This window comes from Acinetobacter sp. YH12251, from assembly GCF_013417465.1.
Classification (GTDB): Bacteria; Pseudomonadota; Gammaproteobacteria; order Pseudomonadales; family Moraxellaceae; genus Acinetobacter; species Acinetobacter amyesii.
Window position 1 is genome coordinate 23,494 of the sequence record NZ_VPDZ01000012.1, and the last position, 15,194, is coordinate 38,687.

Annotated in this window: 19 protein-coding genes; 18 read left to right on the forward strand and 1 reads right to left on the reverse strand. The window is 40.8% G+C overall.

What is annotated here, in order from left to right; translation table 11 throughout:
- Window positions 1–265 precede the first annotated feature (265 nt).
- Window positions 266–985 (reverse strand): hypothetical protein, encoded by a 720-nt coding sequence (locus tag FTV27_RS11880; protein ID WP_180078653.1) that lies wholly within the window; start codon window positions 983–985, stop codon window positions 266–268.
- Between the two features lie 228 nt (window positions 986–1,213).
- Here FTV27_RS11880 and FTV27_RS11885 point away from each other — a divergent pair, with 228 nt between their 5' ends.
- The 18 genes from FTV27_RS11885 to FTV27_RS11970 all read left to right on the forward strand — a co-directional run bounded on the left by FTV27_RS11885 (window position 1,214) and on the right by FTV27_RS11970 (window position 15,112).
- Entirely contained in the window at window positions 1,214–1,441 is a 228-nt protein-coding gene (locus tag FTV27_RS11885) for a hypothetical protein (RefSeq protein WP_179997242.1), read from the forward strand.
- Window positions 1,442–1,487: 46 nt separating this feature from the next.
- Entirely contained in the window at window positions 1,488–1,973 is a 486-nt protein-coding gene (locus FTV27_RS11890) for a phage regulatory CII family protein (protein ID WP_180078655.1), read from the forward strand.
- Entirely contained in the window at window positions 1,973–2,902 is a 930-nt protein-coding gene (locus FTV27_RS11895; RefSeq protein ID WP_180078657.1) for a primase-helicase zinc-binding domain-containing protein, read from the forward strand. Before FTV27_RS11890 ends, FTV27_RS11895 begins: the two co-directional genes overlap by 1 nt.
- Window positions 2,899–4,665: a DUF5906 domain-containing protein gene (locus FTV27_RS11900; protein WP_180078659.1), complete on the forward strand. Its 1,767-nt coding sequence runs from the start codon at window positions 2,899–2,901 to the stop codon at window positions 4,663–4,665. Before FTV27_RS11895 ends, FTV27_RS11900 begins: the two co-directional genes overlap by 4 nt.
- Before the next feature lie 344 nt (window positions 4,666–5,009).
- On the forward strand, window positions 5,010–5,477 hold the full coding sequence (locus tag FTV27_RS11905; RefSeq protein ID WP_180078661.1) for a hypothetical protein: 468 nt from the start codon (window positions 5,010–5,012) through the stop codon (window positions 5,475–5,477).
- Window positions 5,478–5,659: 182 nt separating this feature from the next.
- Window positions 5,660–5,851, forward strand: a complete 192-nt coding sequence (locus FTV27_RS11910) for a hypothetical protein (protein WP_075167504.1) — start codon at window positions 5,660–5,662, stop codon at window positions 5,849–5,851.
- Entirely contained in the window at window positions 5,826–6,431 is a 606-nt protein-coding gene (locus FTV27_RS11915) for an HNH endonuclease (protein WP_180078663.1), read from the forward strand. Before FTV27_RS11910 ends, FTV27_RS11915 begins: the two co-directional genes overlap by 26 nt.
- Window positions 6,432–6,518: 87 nt before the next feature.
- Window positions 6,519–6,998: a P27 family phage terminase small subunit gene (locus tag FTV27_RS11920; protein ID WP_075167502.1), complete on the forward strand. Its 480-nt coding sequence runs from the start codon at window positions 6,519–6,521 to the stop codon at window positions 6,996–6,998.
- Window positions 6,995–8,755, forward strand: a complete 1,761-nt coding sequence (locus tag FTV27_RS11925) for a terminase large subunit (RefSeq protein WP_180078671.1) — start codon at window positions 6,995–6,997, stop codon at window positions 8,753–8,755. Before FTV27_RS11920 ends, FTV27_RS11925 begins: the two co-directional genes overlap by 4 nt.
- A complete protein-coding gene (locus FTV27_RS11930; protein WP_180078673.1) occupies window positions 8,752–10,020 on the forward strand; it encodes a phage portal protein in 1,269 nt (422 codons plus the stop codon). Before FTV27_RS11925 ends, FTV27_RS11930 begins: the two co-directional genes overlap by 4 nt.
- Window positions 9,995–10,732, forward strand: a complete 738-nt coding sequence (locus FTV27_RS11935; RefSeq protein ID WP_180078675.1) for an HK97 family phage prohead protease — start codon at window positions 9,995–9,997, stop codon at window positions 10,730–10,732. Before FTV27_RS11930 ends, FTV27_RS11935 begins: the two co-directional genes overlap by 26 nt.
- 69 nt (window positions 10,733–10,801) lie before the next feature.
- Window positions 10,802–12,322, forward strand: coding sequence for a phage major capsid protein (locus FTV27_RS11940; RefSeq protein ID WP_180078677.1), 1,521 nt, complete (start codon window positions 10,802–10,804; stop codon window positions 12,320–12,322).
- Window positions 12,323–12,396: 74 nt separating this feature from the next.
- Window positions 12,397–12,693 (forward strand): head-tail connector protein, encoded by a 297-nt coding sequence (locus FTV27_RS11945; RefSeq protein ID WP_180078678.1) that lies wholly within the window; start codon window positions 12,397–12,399, stop codon window positions 12,691–12,693.
- A gap of 150 nt (window positions 12,694–12,843) precedes the next feature.
- Entirely contained in the window at window positions 12,844–13,200 is a 357-nt protein-coding gene (locus tag FTV27_RS11950) for a head-tail adaptor protein (protein WP_180078680.1), read from the forward strand.
- Window positions 13,185–13,673: an HK97-gp10 family putative phage morphogenesis protein gene (locus FTV27_RS11955; RefSeq protein ID WP_180078682.1), complete on the forward strand. Its 489-nt coding sequence runs from the start codon at window positions 13,185–13,187 to the stop codon at window positions 13,671–13,673. Before FTV27_RS11950 ends, FTV27_RS11955 begins: the two co-directional genes overlap by 16 nt.
- Window positions 13,673–14,041 carry a DUF3168 domain-containing protein gene (locus tag FTV27_RS11960; protein WP_180078684.1) on the forward strand — a complete coding sequence of 123 codons (369 nt, stop codon included), beginning with the start codon at window positions 13,673–13,675 and terminating at the stop codon, window positions 14,039–14,041. Before FTV27_RS11955 ends, FTV27_RS11960 begins: the two co-directional genes overlap by 1 nt.
- Window positions 14,042–14,086: 45 nt before the next feature.
- A complete protein-coding gene (locus FTV27_RS11965; RefSeq protein ID WP_125274646.1) occupies window positions 14,087–14,599 on the forward strand; it encodes a phage tail tube protein in 513 nt (170 codons plus the stop codon).
- Between the two features lie 39 nt (window positions 14,600–14,638).
- Window positions 14,639–15,112 (forward strand): phage tail assembly chaperone family protein, TAC, encoded by a 474-nt coding sequence (locus tag FTV27_RS11970; protein WP_179997225.1) that lies wholly within the window; start codon window positions 14,639–14,641, stop codon window positions 15,110–15,112.
- Window positions 15,113–15,194: the final 82 nt, after the last annotated feature.

A 15,194-nucleotide genomic window follows, 5' to 3' on the forward strand; every position in this document is an offset into this window, starting at 1 on the left:
TCTTCAGCTTGAAGGCGTTTGATGATGATTGTGTCAAAAGTTGATTTTTTCATTAAATAAATCACCTTATAGGTTATTTGATAGGTGAATTATTGATTTATAAAATCAACCTTGTCAATACCTATTGGGTGATTAAATTTAATTTTAGGTGATTTTATTGCATTGATTTATTGTACGAAAGAATATTTTTTTTAATAAAATTACTTAAAAGTAAATTTTAGGAATAAAAAAAGGTGGCATTTGCCACCTTTTAATCATATTTAAGCTACTTAATTTGGCTCGGAGAAATAAACATTTTCACTGGAGAAATTCGTGCAATCTTATCTTTAAGGATACGATCATTAGAACCATCAACTGAATCAATGCTTATCAATATATCTTCTTCACGTTGGAATTCACCAGCGTAAATTGAGCCATCTTTACAAAATATTAGGACTTCCTCACCAGGTATCGGTATACCTGCAAACTCACACACAATTGCATAACCATTTCGATATGGTTTTGAAAATCCTGTACCACGAATCAAGTACGCTATTGGATTATTGATACCCGCTGGAAGATTAATGTTCTTTACTTCTTCAATATTATCGCTGACTGCCAACTCTTCACCTTTGGACATTTTTAAAATGTTTTTAAGTGGCACTATTCTAAGCACATCGTTTTGATCAATACTAGGGTGATTAGTTGATTTATTTCTAATTTTTTTATCTGATACGACATGATCTGTCGCGTGGTTAGATTGAACAATGTTTTTAATGGTAAGAATATCTTGGGGGTGATCTAGCCAACCTAGTGGTAAGCCATGTGCTTCTGTCACTTTTTCGGCAAATTTATCACCAATATTTTTTTTACTATTTTTGCCTAAATATTGATTTAAGTGATTGTATTCAACACCTAATTTTTCACAAAAAGCTCTTCTGTTTTCATAGAATTCCAACATGTTGAGCAGGTTGTTTTTGCGAGTCTCGTAAACAGTCATTTGCATTTCAAATACCTATACACCAAATATTGAGGTTGATGTTCCTCCGCCTTTAATTCAGGGCCATCAGGCTCCTGAAGACTTTTACTTATTGCTATGCGGTGATTATCAAGCATAATCACATGAAAAAAAATCACTCATAAAATATTTAAATCACCTATTAGGTGTTGACTTTCAATAATTAAAAAATCAATAATGCAACAAAATAAATAACCTTTAAGGTGATTTAGTCGCATGAAAGTTGATTTCAATTTTAATGAATATATCTTGCAAATGTCTGATGAGCGCTTGGTCAAGTTTTCTCAAGATTCTGGAACTACACCGAATTACATCAAAAGACATTTGATTTACAAGAAAAAAATACCTCGTCCTGAAATGATTGATGCTTTGGTTTTTGCTTCTAGTGGTGATTTTTCTAAGCATGAATTCGTCTCTTGGTTATATGACTTAAGTAAAGCGTAGGTGATTTCATCATGAGTAAATATGATTATTTAATGAGGCTAAAATCATGATTAATAAGAAAGATAAGGTTTTGCCACTCTCTTTGGCATTACGTGCAGCAGTTTATGGAGATGGTGATCAATCATTGATGTCGTATATTGCTGAAAAGAATTGTTGGAATCTAACCACTTTTAGAAATTCCCTATGTCCTACTACCACTACCCATAAGGCCAATATTTATCATCTTGAAGCAGTACTTGCTGAAACTCGTGATCCAGGGATTATGGATAGTATATGTGCCATTCATGGCAATGCGGGCTGGTTTGAATTTCCAAAAGTTTCAGAAAATTTCGATCAGGTGAGTTATTTAAGTCGAGTTGGTGAACTAGCAAAAGAGCAGGGTGCATTAGCTCAGTCGATAGCGAATGCAGTAGCAGACGGTCGGATCACTAAGGTTGAAGAGGATGAGATTTACCAGGAAGTACTGGATCTTGTTCGAGTAGCTACATCTTTGCTGGCTATGGTCAAAAAACAACGTGAGCAGGTGGCGTAATGGTAAAGCCTAGATTCCAATTGGATGACGTTAAAGCCAAAGCGCAAGGTCTTTGGGCCGATACGATTTTTCCAAGATTCAATATCGATGTGCGATTTAAGAAAAAAACGCCATGTCCAGCATGTGGTGGTCGTGATCGCTTTCGTTATGACGACAAAAATGGCAATGGTGATTATATCTGCCAGCACTGTGGCGCTGGTGACGGCTTTAGTTTGATTCAAAAAGTGACGGGCTTGTCCTTTCCTGAATCCATTGCAGAAGTTGCAGCCATTGTCGGACTTGATGCAACGTCAAATATCACAGATGCAGACCGTGAAAAATGGCGTAAAGAAAAAGAGTTACGTGATAAAGAACAGCGTGAACTTGAGCGCAAGCTTCAGGAGAACATTGCACGTAAAGCAGAAAGCATTTTCCGCAATGCTTATTTGGGTGATTTCAGCCTTTATTTGAAAAATAAGCAAATAGACAAGGACCCAAAAATCAAGATTACGCATGACGGTAACTTACTGATCCCTGCATACGATGAGCACGGCAAAATGTGGAATGTGCAAACAATCACACCAGATGGCCAAAAGTTTTTTATTACTGATGCTGGAGGTCGTACTGGTGGGTGCTTCTTTATGATCGGTGAAGTACAGCCTGATTTGTATGACGTTCACATCATCTGCATTGCGGAAGGTTATGCAACCGGTATGTCTATTCACATGGCAACAGGTCATCCAGTCGCGCTTTCATTCGTTGCAAATAATTTACCAAAAGTGGGTGCAGTATTGCGCCAAAAATATCCGAATGCTGTGTTTGTCTACTGTGCTGATGATGATTCAGCTAAAGAAAATACGGGATTAAAGTATGCCGAAGAAGCACAAGCCATAACAGGTGGCATCATTGTACTGCCTGATTTCACCAAAATTAAGGAGTCAGTTGCATGAATTCTAAGGTCTATACAGACTTCAACGATCTGCATGTCAATTGCGGACTCGACGAAGTCGAAAAGCAGATCCGTTCAGCTATTTCTTCTATTCAGATTTCCCCCGCACCCCCAAGTAATGCAACCAACAATTTTTGGGGGCAAGATCCCGATTTTGAACAAATCGATGTTGTTGAACAAAGTGGGGGCGCGGGTATTTCGCAGGAAAATACTGATCAATCTGAGCCTTCACCTGAAAATCAAATGGAAAAATGGATTGCACGATTCTGCTTAATCGAAGGGGAAACCAACGTTTGGGATGATTACGGCAAAAAGATTTGGAAAAAAACCGCATTTCAGACCATGTTAGGTGGCAAGAAAGTCTTTGATCAGTGGAATTCACATCCAAAACGTAAAACCATTTCATCAGATGATGCAGCTGGGCGTGCAACGGATGAAGGTCATCTCAAAGCAAAAGAGATGATCGAGAGATTCATCATGCTTGAAGGTAAAAAAGCATGTTGGGATACATTTCGTCGTGAGCTTGTCGGAACGGATGTTATGAAAGAAAACTGGGCAGGTGCTTATGATGTATGGGCTAAGTCCAGAGAAAAACGCATGATTTGGCATGAAGATTTGGTTTTTGTGCCCAGCATGCATATCGGTAAAGGCCAGATCAATACTTATGAGGGTATGGATATTTCACCCATATTGGATGATAAAAATCAGATTATTCAACAGTCTGATGCATTTGAGTTGTGCATTCCAATTATTAACTTGGTCAAGTTTTTATGTGGTCGTGAAACGACTGCTTATGAATGGCTGATGAAATGGTTGGCCTATCCGCTTCAGCATCCAGGTGCAAAAATGAATACCTCAGTTTTACTGTGTAGTAAGGTTCAAGGCTCAGGTAAGTCTTTATTTTTTGAAAAGATCATGACAAGGATTTATGGTGAAGTTTACTCTGTTACATTGGGTCAAAATGGTCTTGAATCCATCTATACCGATTGGGCTGAGCGTAAGCTGTACTGCTTATTTGAAGAAATATTTAACAATAAGTCTAAGTTCGGCATGATGGGTCTGATCAAACACATGATCACAGGTGAAAAGATCCGTATTGAGAAAAAGTTCATGTCTGGTTATTCACAGAATAACCACATTAACTGTGTGTTCTTATCCAATGAAGTACAGCCATTGGCTATTGAAGAACGTGACCGTCGATTCTTGGTACTCGAGCCAAATCAAAAATTAGGTGATGACCTAAAAGGATTGATTGAAAACTGTCTTGAACCTGACAGCAAAGCAATCAGTGCGTTCTATACCTACTTGTTGTCCATGGATCTGACTGACTTCACGCCATACACAGAGCCACCAATGACCAAAGCCAAACAAGAAATCATTCAGTTTGGTTTACCAGGCTGGAAATTATTCTTAGATGATTGGCGAGCGGGATTATTAGAGCATCCATTTGTTTGTTGTCTCTCAGATGATTTGTACATGGCTTACCGGCAGTGGTGCCATAAGAATGGAGAAAAAGCGATTCCATCTAACAAGTTCTTAAACTTGATTGCATCTGAGCGTGTCGTGGCCAAAGGGCATGGACGGATCTATGAAGATGTTGTTACTGGTGGTAGTTATCAGGAAAAGCGCAAAGAGGTGCAAAGGCGCATGGTATTTACTGCGAATCCACCTGAAGGCGTAAAAAGAGCAGATTGGCTGAGTGGACAAGTGAAAGAATTTCGTGCTAAGTTAAAAGGAGACCATGATGTCCCTAACGTACTATAAAATATCAATAATTGTTACGGGTGTTACGGGTCTGTTACGGGCTTTTTCGCTACCCCGTAACACTGTCAACGCCTTATCCCACCTACATTACAGACACCCTGTTACGGCTGTTACGGGCTTATGCGCGCGCGCGCACGGGAGAAAAATTTTTATTCGCTTATATTTATTCAATTCTATATCTATTGAATATTTCCCCGCGCGAGGTGATTTACCCCGTAACACCCGTAACACTCGTAACAACACTTGATTTTATTAATATTTTTTAAGTGTGTACACGTAACATACCCGTAACATTCAAGTGTGTACCCGTAACAATGGTTAAAAAGTCAACAAGGTTAAAGATAATGGAAAAATATTTACGCTTGTTAAATCCTAAAACAACAAATTTCGATGCAATCGGTGGCGGTAATTTTGGTGCATTGACCCGTGAAGATGTATTAATGGCGATCAGTTATGCACGTTTATCGTCAAAACAAGTGAAGTTGATTCGTATGTATGCCTTCGGTGACAATACGATTGAAGTGATTACTGAACAGGCTCAGGTACTTGAGACTGAATACTGCTATCAAAATCATATTGATCATGCCACTGCATTGCGTGTTGCATTGATTGAACTGTTCGCATGTCCAGCAACATACAAGCCATCTGAAAGAAACCGTGCTGTTCTTGCTGGATTGTCTCGAATGAAGATCCAACGAGTGGTTGGCAGTTTGATTGATGATTATCGAAAAGATATAGCGGTTGATTTGAAGGATGCAATGCAAAAGGTTAAGAGACAAATAAATAAACTGATGGATAATGAAATATATTAAATCACCTAAAAGTTGATTTTATGTATTGACAGGTGAGCCAGAAATAAACTACATTTCTCCACAATGCAAAACTGTATTTAAAGCGCTGTAAGTTCTTAAGAGTCTCTCCCCAGAGGCTCTTTTTTTATGGCTGTATGTCAGGCGCGGGGCAGGGCATACAGTCTTTTTTTAAGGATGACCGCATGGCAAACAATCAGATGATCGTTCGCATCTCAGTGCAGATGCCTAAACGTCGAATGGTATTGCTCACAGCGCTTCATGCAGTGGACAAGATCATTCAACTGAAAGCAACACAGAAACTGCGTGAATTAATTATTAAACGTTCCATCAAAGTTACTCCGGTGAAACATGAACAAAGCACCACAGAAAGCTAAGCGTCCATGTCTGTCATCGGGCTGTAAGGACTTTGCATCGAACAAAGGATATTGCGACAAACATCAGAGCAGAGTGAAGCAACGTGATCGTGATCGCGGGACTGCACATCAGCGTGGCTATGATGCTGAGTGGAAAAAACATCGTGACCAATTCTTGTTGGAACATCCACTGTGTGTTGAGTGTCGTCGCAAAGGTTATGTGATGCCAGCAACGGTGGTCGATCACATCATTCCACACAAGGGTGATAAGGATCTGTTCTGGAACAAATCAAACTGGCAACCATTATGTGAAACACACCATAACATCAAGACTGCATCAGAGGATCGTGGTGCTTGGATGCCAGTAGTGAACAAGCCTGTGATAGATCCTGATCGAATGAATCCTTTCAAAGTTGGTGACACAGTGACCATTGCAAATGATGTGATCCTCAGCCGACTTGGTTGTACTGATCAGGATCGATGGGAAGTACTCGATGTGCTCAATGAAAAGATTCTCGAAGTATCCAACGGCATGAAGATACAGCAACTGCATTTTTCACATTTTAAAAATATTCAAGGGGATATGGGGTCAAAAGTCTAAACCGACCTCCCACTAAAGACCGCCCCCCCATGAAATTTTCTCTCCGTGAGAAAAAATCGAAAGGGAGGGGGGTATCAGAGGTGATTTATGACTGATAAAGATTTCACATTCCAAGCTGGATCTGAACTACTGCAACCGAAGGTAGCAGTAAAGGCAAAAATCCCGCCTAAGCCTGCAGGATTGACCAAAGTTGCAAATGCAGTTTGGGAAGAGTTGGGACCAAAACTTGTTGAAGTTGGTCTGCTTAGTGAAGTGGATGGGGCAGCGTTTACATTGCTGTGCCGAAATATTTCTGACTATGAAGCTGTCTTGGCCAAGTTACAGACCGTCGATGACTTCGTGGATGAGACACCGAATAAATTTAAAGTTCAATCAGTGTGGTTCACATTACGGAACCGACTGCATGATGACATTTTGCGACTGTCCAAAGAATTTGGTCTGACTCCAGCTTCTCGAAGTGGTATGCGTGGTGCTCAGACGGATAAGAGTCAGCAATTGGGTCTTGGGTTTGAAACGCCTGAACCAACGAAACCAGAGAGTGCATTTACAGTGCGTAGACGATCATGAGCGAAAGAAATTATTTAGAAATCATGCACCAGTACTGCAAAGACGTGCAAACAGGTGTACGAATTGCAGGAAAGTTTGAAAAATTAGCAGTAAAACGTTTTCTAAATGATTTAAAACGCCAAGAAAACGACCACGATTTTCCATATTCATTCAGTGAAGAGCGCATGAATCATGTGTGTTCGTTCATTGAAAACTTGCATCACTGGAAAGGTGCTTTAGCACGTAAGCATTTCATCTTAGATCCATGGCAAGTTTTCGTTGTTGGCAACATTTTCGGCTGGGAAGATGATGACGGTATCAGACGTTTTACTGATGCTTATGTCGAAATTTCTAAGAAAAACGGGAAATCGACCCTTGCTGCTGCTATTGGTTTGTACATGTTATGCGGTGATGGTGAAGCGGGTGCTGAAGTTTATGCAGCAGCTGCCAATTATGACCAAGCAAAAATTGTGTGGCAGGATGCCAAGCAGATGGTACTGCTGAATGCTGAATTAAGAGCAATATTTGGTATTGAAACGACTCAATATGAGATTCGTTCAACCACTGGCAATGACAACAGTATTTTCCGTCCGATTGCGACAGACAAAGAAGGCAGTAAGGACGGTAAAAACGTCCATTGTGCCATTCTTGACGAAATTCATGCACATAAGGATTCTGAAACTTACGACATCATGGCAGATGGTGTCATTGCTCGTCGTGAGCCTTTGGTTTTGGGTATTACCACAGCAGGTAGTAATAAAATCGGGGTCTGTTGGCGTGAGCGCTGTAAAGTTGTCGATATTTTGTATGGTAAAGATAATTTAGAGCGTTATTTCGGCATCATTTTTACCATTGATAAGGGTGATGACTGGCGCAATCCTGCGGTTTGGCCAAAAGCCAATCCGAGTATGGGCGTAGCGTTTGACACAAATTACTTGCAAGGCAAATACAAGAAGATCAAAACCGCTGCTGAAGAAAGCCGATTTAGACAGAAAAGTTTGAATGAATGGGTGCAAGGTGCAGACAGTTGGATTGCTTCGAGTGAATGGGAGTTGATTGCAGATCCGAGCGTCACTGAAGATGATTTTAAAGGATGTATTTCGTTTGGTGGCTTAGACTTGGCAAGCAAAATGGACTTGGCAGGTTATGTGAAATGGTTCCCTAAACTGATTGATGGGCGTGTGCATTGGTATATTTTTGCGCATCAGTACATCAACTCCAACGTGGTAAATCAAAGACGTGCAATGGACGGTCAGAAACGTCCAGATGAATATTTGGATTGGGTCGAAAGCGGTCATCTGATTGAAACGCCAGGGAACGTCACTGACTTTTCACAGATTTATAAAGATGTGATCGAAAGTCATTTGCAAGCCAATATGTATGAAATTGGTTTTGACCCATGGAATGCAGCACAATTTGGTCAGGATCTGATTTCTGAAGGATTGGAAGCGATTGAAGTTCCTCAAAAGGTCAATCCATTGAGTATCGGCATGCGTTGGATGGAAGAGTTGATCCGTGATGGACGTCTTCATCATGACGGCAATCCTGTCTTGCAATGGTGTATGTGCAATATTGAGGTTAAAGAAGACAATAACAGCAACATTTTCCCGCGTAAGCCTGACAAGGCACGAAAAATTGATGCTGGCGTGGCTGCCATTATTGGTGCTACACGGGCAATGCTTTGGGATAAGTTAGAAGTTTTCGATTTGGTGCCAGGTGAAGAAGATGGAAACATTGATGACTGGTTGAATGACATGATTAAGGTGGCGAAGCGATGAGTAAAAAGCGCGATAAAGTGAAAATTCGTGATAAAACCAATCGCGATAAGCTGAAGGTTCGGGGAACTGGACCAACGCAAGACAAAACGGGGACAACCATTTGGGATCGTCCCCGTTCTGGTTTTAAGACTGCTAAACCAGTGTCATTCGACAGTGCAATGACGCTCAGTGCTGTTTTTGCATGTGTCAAAATTTTGACTGAATCTGTAGCAACCTTGCCACTGCAGATGTACAAATTAAATGCGAATGGTACTCGTGCACAAGTCAAAGATCATGACGTGATTCGCCTGCTATACAACAAGCCGAACCGGTACCAGACGAGAGTTGAATTTTTTGAACAGTTGATGCTGAACCTGGTGGCTGGAAATGCCTACATCAAAAAAGATTATTCAGGCAAAAAGTTAGTCAGCCTGCAGGTGATCAACTCAGGATCGGTGGACCCAAGTATTCGGGATGATGGCACGCCATTGTATAAGTGCAAGATTGGCAATAAAACAGTCGAATATACCGATAATGAAATCTGGCATATCAAACTTTTTGGCACGGGTTTTGTCGGGATGTCGCCAATTGCCTATGGTGCACAATCCATCGGTATTGGCCTTGCAGGAGTGGACAAGACATCGCGGTTAATGTCCAACGGTGCCAAGCCGACTGGAGCATTGAAAACAGATAAATATCTGAAAAAAGAACAGCGTGATGCGCTGCGCGGTGAATTGGATATTTTGATTAATGGTGATGATGGTGATTTGGCTGTACTCGAAGGCAATATGCAATTTGAGAAAATCAGCTTGACCCCTGCAGACCTTGAATTGATTGAAATTCGTAAATTATCAGTAGAAGAAGCTTGTCGCTACTTTGGGGTCAATCCGATCTTAATTTTTAGCACAGATTCAAGCACGACTTGGGGCAGTGGCATCGAACAATTGGTCGATGGCTTTCATAAATTTGGATTGCGTCCTTATTTGGAGCGTATCGAAGAAAGTGCCCGAATTCACTTATTGCAAAGACATGAATGGGATGAATTCGAGTTTGAATTTAAGACAAAAGACTTGCTGAGAGCTTCTTATCTTGAGCGGATTAAATCCAATAAGGACAGAATTTTATCAGGTCAGGCAAGTCCGAATCAGATACGAATGGAAGAGGGTGATACGCCTGATCCAAATGCGGATTTCTTGTTAGTACCAGTCAACATGACTACTGCCGAACGAATGAAAAAAGGCAATTATGGAGCAAAAGCTGATGAAACAAAAACTGCTAGTGCGTAATAAGGCACTGCCAAATTTGCCGAAAGTTCAATGTCGGCGTATGCCAATTGCTGTGGATAACTGTCGATTTATCAACAAAGATGAAAAGACAGGGATTGTAAAAATCAGCGGTTATGCAGTGAAGTGGGATTCGATCAACTATTACGGTGAAAAATTCATTCGTGGTGCATTTGCTGAAGTTTGTGCTGCTTTTGATGCAGGGACAAAGAAAGTTCACTGTTATTACAACCATGGGTGGAGACAATGGTACGTTGATTCCCGTCTTCCGATGCGCGTAGGGAAAATTACGCTTCTTAAGGAAGATGAAACGGGCCTTTATGTTGAAATTGAATTCACGCCAGGGCTTTCGATTGCTCAGGATGTTGCTGCCATGGTTGTACATGGCACGATTGATGGCTTCTCAATTGCGTTTTATCCACCAAATTCTTTGGATATGGAAGATAAAGGCACGCATGTAGAAATCAAACGTGCTGACATTTATGAAATCAGTGTCGTTGATGAGCCAGCTGACAATGCTGCACGAATTATCAGTGATGAAGCGATTAATGCAATTGAATCTGAAGAAGATGCTGAAGAGTTACTTCGATCAGTTGGTCTTGTTGGTGATTATGCCAAAAAGTTAATGGCTCGAATTTCTGGAATGCAGAAACTGGAGGAAACCCCAGCACCACCTGAAGCTAAAAAAGACCCTTTGGCTTGGTTAGATTCTTAATAAAAATTGTTTAAACAATGACCCGCTTTAAAAGGCGGGTTTTTCATTTTCTATGCATGGAAAAACAGTATGAAAGCACTTTCGAAACAAACAGTAGCATTGGCTATGGCTTCAATCGCTGCTCAACAGTCTCAACCTCAATCACCATTTTTGGGGTTAAATCCACGTGATACCAAAACTGCCAAGGACTTTGAACAAGCTTGTGCCGATCTGGCTGTGCGAAAAAAACAGCTTGATGATTTGATTACTCTTTATCAGGATGGCATCAAAAAATTAGATGATTTACCTGACAATATTAAAAATGACTTAGAAGCACGCTCTAATGACATTAAGAAGTTATCTGGTGAAATTGAAGATCTACAACAAAAATTGGTAGATGGTGTGCAACAGCGTGGTGCAAATCCAGATTCTGTTGCGGGTATTCTAATTCGCAATAAGAATATTGTAGACCAAGCTCAAGCAATTACCCGCGCCAAAGGCAAATTCCAGTTTGATGATCTGCATGCCCGAAATATCGTAACTTTGGCGGGGCTAGGTGATACAGCACAATTTGCACAGAGCTCCATTCCGACACCAGAGCGTGCTCTGACTTTATTGGATCTCATCGCGTTTACCCCAGTTCAAAATGAGCTTGTACCGCTATTCCGTGAATCGGCATTTGACATCATGGCGGATGAAGTTGCTGAAGCTGCAGAAAAGCCAGAATCAAATTTGGAATTTGGTGTAGTTGACCTTAAAACAGGTACGATTGCACACTGGATCAAAGTATCGATTCAGCTTATTTCTGATATGCCTGCGCTTGCAGCCTATATTGAAGGCCGTATGGCTTACGGTGTACGCCTTAAACTTGAAGCGAAAATTGTTCGTGGTGATGGTCGTGTGTCTGGCGCTCGTTCATTCATTGGTCTGATCGAAGATGGTACGCATTTAACTGTTGCTGTAAAGGATACGGACACGGCAATTGATGTACTAAACCGCAGTAAATATAAAGCGGGTGCAGCCGGTATTCTGCCAGAATACATTTTATTGAATCCTGAATCATGGGGTGCAATTGAACGTATTAAAGGCACCGATGGTCACTATGTATTTGGTGCACCAGGTGCAGCAGTTCAGCCAGTGCTTTGGAATTTGCCTGTGATTTTGACTGCTGCAATGCCAGTGGGTGGTTACTGGACGGGTAATATTACCTTAGGTGTTTCAGCATACATTCGTGAAGAAGTCGCAGTTGAGCTATCCACTGAAGATGGTGATAACTTCCGTAAAAACTTGTGTACGGTACGTGCAGAAATGCGTGCAGCTTCAGGTGTTTCAATTCCTGATGCTTGCGTTGCTGGAGATCTGCCAGCAATTGAAGAAATTGATGCGCCTGTGATTGTTGTGAATACTGTTGCAGAACTCAGCGGTACCGCTGAACCAAATAGCGTCATTATTGTACGTGTTGGCAGCGTAGCAAAAGCATCAACGGTTGCTGATGCCACTGGTGCTTGGAGTATCGAACCAAATCCATTGGCCGCAGCTGAGGAAGCGAAGGTCATTGCAGTACTAGGCGCAGCGGTTTCTGAAGCTGTAGATGTGGTCGGTCCAGCATAATAAAACTTTAAAAGAGAGCCCCTGTTTAGGGGCTTTTTTTATACCTACTTTTATGTCGCAAAAAGGCTATTTTTATGAGTAATTTAATTAACTCCACCATTGTCAAAAAGCAACTACGTGTCTTGCATAGTCGTGACGATGATTACATTGGATTACTCACCAAAGCAGCTTTAAAACATATTCAAAATTTCTTAGATCGACCACTTGAAGAAGTTACGGTCAATGGTGAATTGCATGAAGATTTGACCATTGCTGCCTTGTTGATCATCACTGATATGTACGAGAACCGAGCAGCTCAAACAGAAGTCAATTTATACGTCAATCAAGCAGTCGAAATGTACCTGCTGCCATACCGAAAAATGGGGGTGTGAGATGCATGTAGAATTTGAACAATGGTTTGAAAATAAGAGTTTCTATTCTCAACTGGTTTTTATTCATGGTGAGCGGTTGTTTTTGAGAGATCAGCAGATGTACCGGATTCTAGTCGTGCAAATTGCTTTTGAAACGTGGAGTGAATTTCAATGCAAACAGGAAGCTTAAACCAATACATTGAAGTCCAAAGTCAACGACCCGTTTTAAAAACCGATGGTAGTGGTGACCGTGAATCAGTATGGACTACTATCTTTCCTATTTATGGCCGTATTGCAGATGCTTCAGTTCGCGATTTTATTTCTGCACGTAAAGAACAAAAGGTTATAGCAACTCGCATTGTGTTACGTCAGGATGATATTGAGCCGAATACCGACTGGACCAAGTGTCGTTTGCTTTGTGATGGGCTGTATTACCGCATTATTGCACCATTACGTGATAATAAAACTGGGCGTGAATATATTACTTTGGCATGTGAATTAGGGGCATATACATGGCAGGATTTGTAATTGGGGGTTTAGAAGATGTCCTTAAAAAAATGGATGAAATGACCAAAAATGTAGCCAAAAAACATGTAAAAAAAGCACTTCGCAAAGCAGCAAAACCTATATTAGAAGCAGCCAAAAATAATGCAAAGAATATTGATGACCCAGATACTGCAGCTAATATTGCAAAAAATTTAGTCATCCGTACAGGTAAAACGAGTGATAAAAATTCAGCCAAAGTTCGTATTGGAGCTAAAGGTGGTGGTCAATTTTGGCGTAGTAATCAAAATTTACAACGTAAAGGTAAAAAACGTCAGGCAAACCCACATTACACACCATTACCTAATGATACTCGCCATTTTTGGTTGGTTGAGTTTGGTACAGCTAAAACCAAAGCTAAACCATTTATGCGTCCAGCAATGGAATCTAATATTCAAAATGCAACTGATATTTTTGCTGAGAGTCTTAAAACTGATTTGATGGGGGATATTAGATAATGCTGATTATCCCGCTATATGATTTATGTGCAGCAGATACGGAATTGTCTGCATTGCTTTCTGATGGTGTTGGTTTAAAAGTAGGTGAGTTTGATGCCATCAATATGAATGGTGCGCCTTATGTATGTTGGCAGATTATCAGGGCAGATCCAGAGCAGTATTTATCTGGAGTGTCCGATATGGATGCGCTATATGTGCAAATTGATATTTATGCCAAAGATAAAGGTACTACACGGAAAATTGCCAAGTTAGTGCGCAAAGTTATTGAAGAAAATTGTTCTATTGAGGATTTTACTGGCTGCGAGTTGGAGCCAGAAGTCAATTTTTACCGTATTCGGATTGAAAGCCGATGGTTAGAAGAACCTTAACTAAATGAAAGCCACCAAATAGGTGGTTTTTTTATGGAGAAAATTATGGCACGACGTACACAGGGTACCGATATCTGGGTAGTTGATGAATCTAAATCCACACCAGGCGAATTTGAGCTTGTAAAAGTTGTTGGGGCTTTGAATTTTAAGCCTGGTACTGATTCAAAGGAACGTATCGAAGTGACACCTTTGGATGAAGAAGAAAGTAAGAAATACATGGAAGGAGGTGGCTTAAAAGATACCGGTCAAGCAACTTTTGAGTTAAATGCAGATCCGAAAGAGGCTTCACATGGTCGTTTATACGATTTAGAAGTTTCAGGTAAGGAGCGTACATTTATTGTCGGATGGGCAGGTAAAAATAAAGGTGAGGCAAAAAGTATTGTACCAACAGTGGAAGCTGCAACAGGTGCAGTGACCTTACCAGAGGGTCGTAGTTGGAATAAATTCATGGGCTATATAGATTCTTTCCCGATGGATATTGATGCCAATACCGTAGTGAAAACTACAGTCACTATTCAGCGTAGCACCAAAGTTGAATGGATTCGTGAAACAGCTTAAACCCTAGCCCCGAAAGGGGCTAAATTTTTGGATTAAATCATGAAAAAAAAATTGAGTTTAGCCGATATTAAGGCAGGCATTTTAATAGATACACCTGAAAAAATAACCGTAGAAATTATGGTGAGCGGTGAACCTTGCGAATTTGAAACCCATATTAAAATTATGGACTATTCAACTGCCATCGCTCAGATGCAAGCCAATCAGGAAAATAAGGAAGCATTGGCCAGTATTCTAGCGGATTGTATTGTAGATGAAAAAGGTGAACCTGAATTTACCGAAACTGAAATTCGTAAGCATTTTAGCAAACCATTGATTGATGCAGTTTGGGCAGAAATTCTGAAGAAGAACTTTTTGGGAAAGGCTACAGCGAAGCCGAATTTGAAGGAGAAGAATTCTGGGCAGAGCTTGTCCTCAACGGCATTGGAGGCAGAACCATTGCCGAAGCCAAGCGAAGCCTTAGTCACAGAGAATACATCTACTGGTGGCAGTACAGAAAGCGCAGAGGAAGCTTAAACTTTGGACTGAGGTTTGAAGAGGTCTTGGCAGGATTGAAATTTATGTATGCCAAGGCAGAAGGCTTTCAGGTTGAAGATGA

What these genes read in the sequence shown, in the direction of transcription:
- FTV27_RS11880 (WP_180078653.1), bottom strand. Translation starts at nt 985, where the DNA reads ATGCAAATGACTGTTTACGAGACTCGCAAAAACAACCTGCTCAACATG.
- FTV27_RS11885 (WP_179997242.1), top strand. Translation starts at nt 1,214, where the DNA reads ATGAAAGTTGATTTCAATTTTAATGAATATATCTTGCAAATGTCTGAT.
- FTV27_RS11890 (WP_180078655.1), top strand. Translation starts at nt 1,488, where the DNA reads ATGATTAATAAGAAAGATAAGGTTTTGCCACTCTCTTTGGCATTACGT.
- FTV27_RS11895 (WP_180078657.1), top strand. Translation starts at nt 1,973, where the DNA reads ATGGTAAAGCCTAGATTCCAATTGGATGACGTTAAAGCCAAAGCGCAA.
- FTV27_RS11900 (WP_180078659.1), top strand. Translation starts at nt 2,899, where the DNA reads ATGAATTCTAAGGTCTATACAGACTTCAACGATCTGCATGTCAATTGC.
- FTV27_RS11905 (WP_180078661.1), top strand. Translation starts at nt 5,010, where the DNA reads ATGGAAAAATATTTACGCTTGTTAAATCCTAAAACAACAAATTTCGAT.
- FTV27_RS11910 (WP_075167504.1), top strand. Translation starts at nt 5,660, where the DNA reads ATGGCAAACAATCAGATGATCGTTCGCATCTCAGTGCAGATGCCTAAA.
- FTV27_RS11915 (WP_180078663.1), top strand. Translation starts at nt 5,826, where the DNA reads ATGAACAAAGCACCACAGAAAGCTAAGCGTCCATGTCTGTCATCGGGC.
- FTV27_RS11920 (WP_075167502.1), top strand. Translation starts at nt 6,519, where the DNA reads ATGACTGATAAAGATTTCACATTCCAAGCTGGATCTGAACTACTGCAA.
- FTV27_RS11925 (WP_180078671.1), top strand. Translation starts at nt 6,995, where the DNA reads ATGAGCGAAAGAAATTATTTAGAAATCATGCACCAGTACTGCAAAGAC.
- FTV27_RS11930 (WP_180078673.1), top strand. Translation starts at nt 8,752, where the DNA reads ATGAGTAAAAAGCGCGATAAAGTGAAAATTCGTGATAAAACCAATCGC.
- FTV27_RS11935 (WP_180078675.1), top strand. Translation starts at nt 9,995, where the DNA reads ATGAAACAAAAACTGCTAGTGCGTAATAAGGCACTGCCAAATTTGCCG.
- FTV27_RS11940 (WP_180078677.1), top strand. Translation starts at nt 10,802, where the DNA reads ATGAAAGCACTTTCGAAACAAACAGTAGCATTGGCTATGGCTTCAATC.
- FTV27_RS11945 (WP_180078678.1), top strand. Translation starts at nt 12,397, where the DNA reads ATGAGTAATTTAATTAACTCCACCATTGTCAAAAAGCAACTACGTGTC.
- FTV27_RS11950 (WP_180078680.1), top strand. Translation starts at nt 12,844, where the DNA reads ATGCAAACAGGAAGCTTAAACCAATACATTGAAGTCCAAAGTCAACGA.
- FTV27_RS11955 (WP_180078682.1), top strand. Translation starts at nt 13,185, where the DNA reads ATGGCAGGATTTGTAATTGGGGGTTTAGAAGATGTCCTTAAAAAAATG.
- FTV27_RS11960 (WP_180078684.1), top strand. Translation starts at nt 13,673, where the DNA reads ATGCTGATTATCCCGCTATATGATTTATGTGCAGCAGATACGGAATTG.
- FTV27_RS11965 (WP_125274646.1), top strand. Translation starts at nt 14,087, where the DNA reads ATGGCACGACGTACACAGGGTACCGATATCTGGGTAGTTGATGAATCT.
- FTV27_RS11970 (WP_179997225.1), top strand. Translation starts at nt 14,639, where the DNA reads ATGAAAAAAAAATTGAGTTTAGCCGATATTAAGGCAGGCATTTTAATA.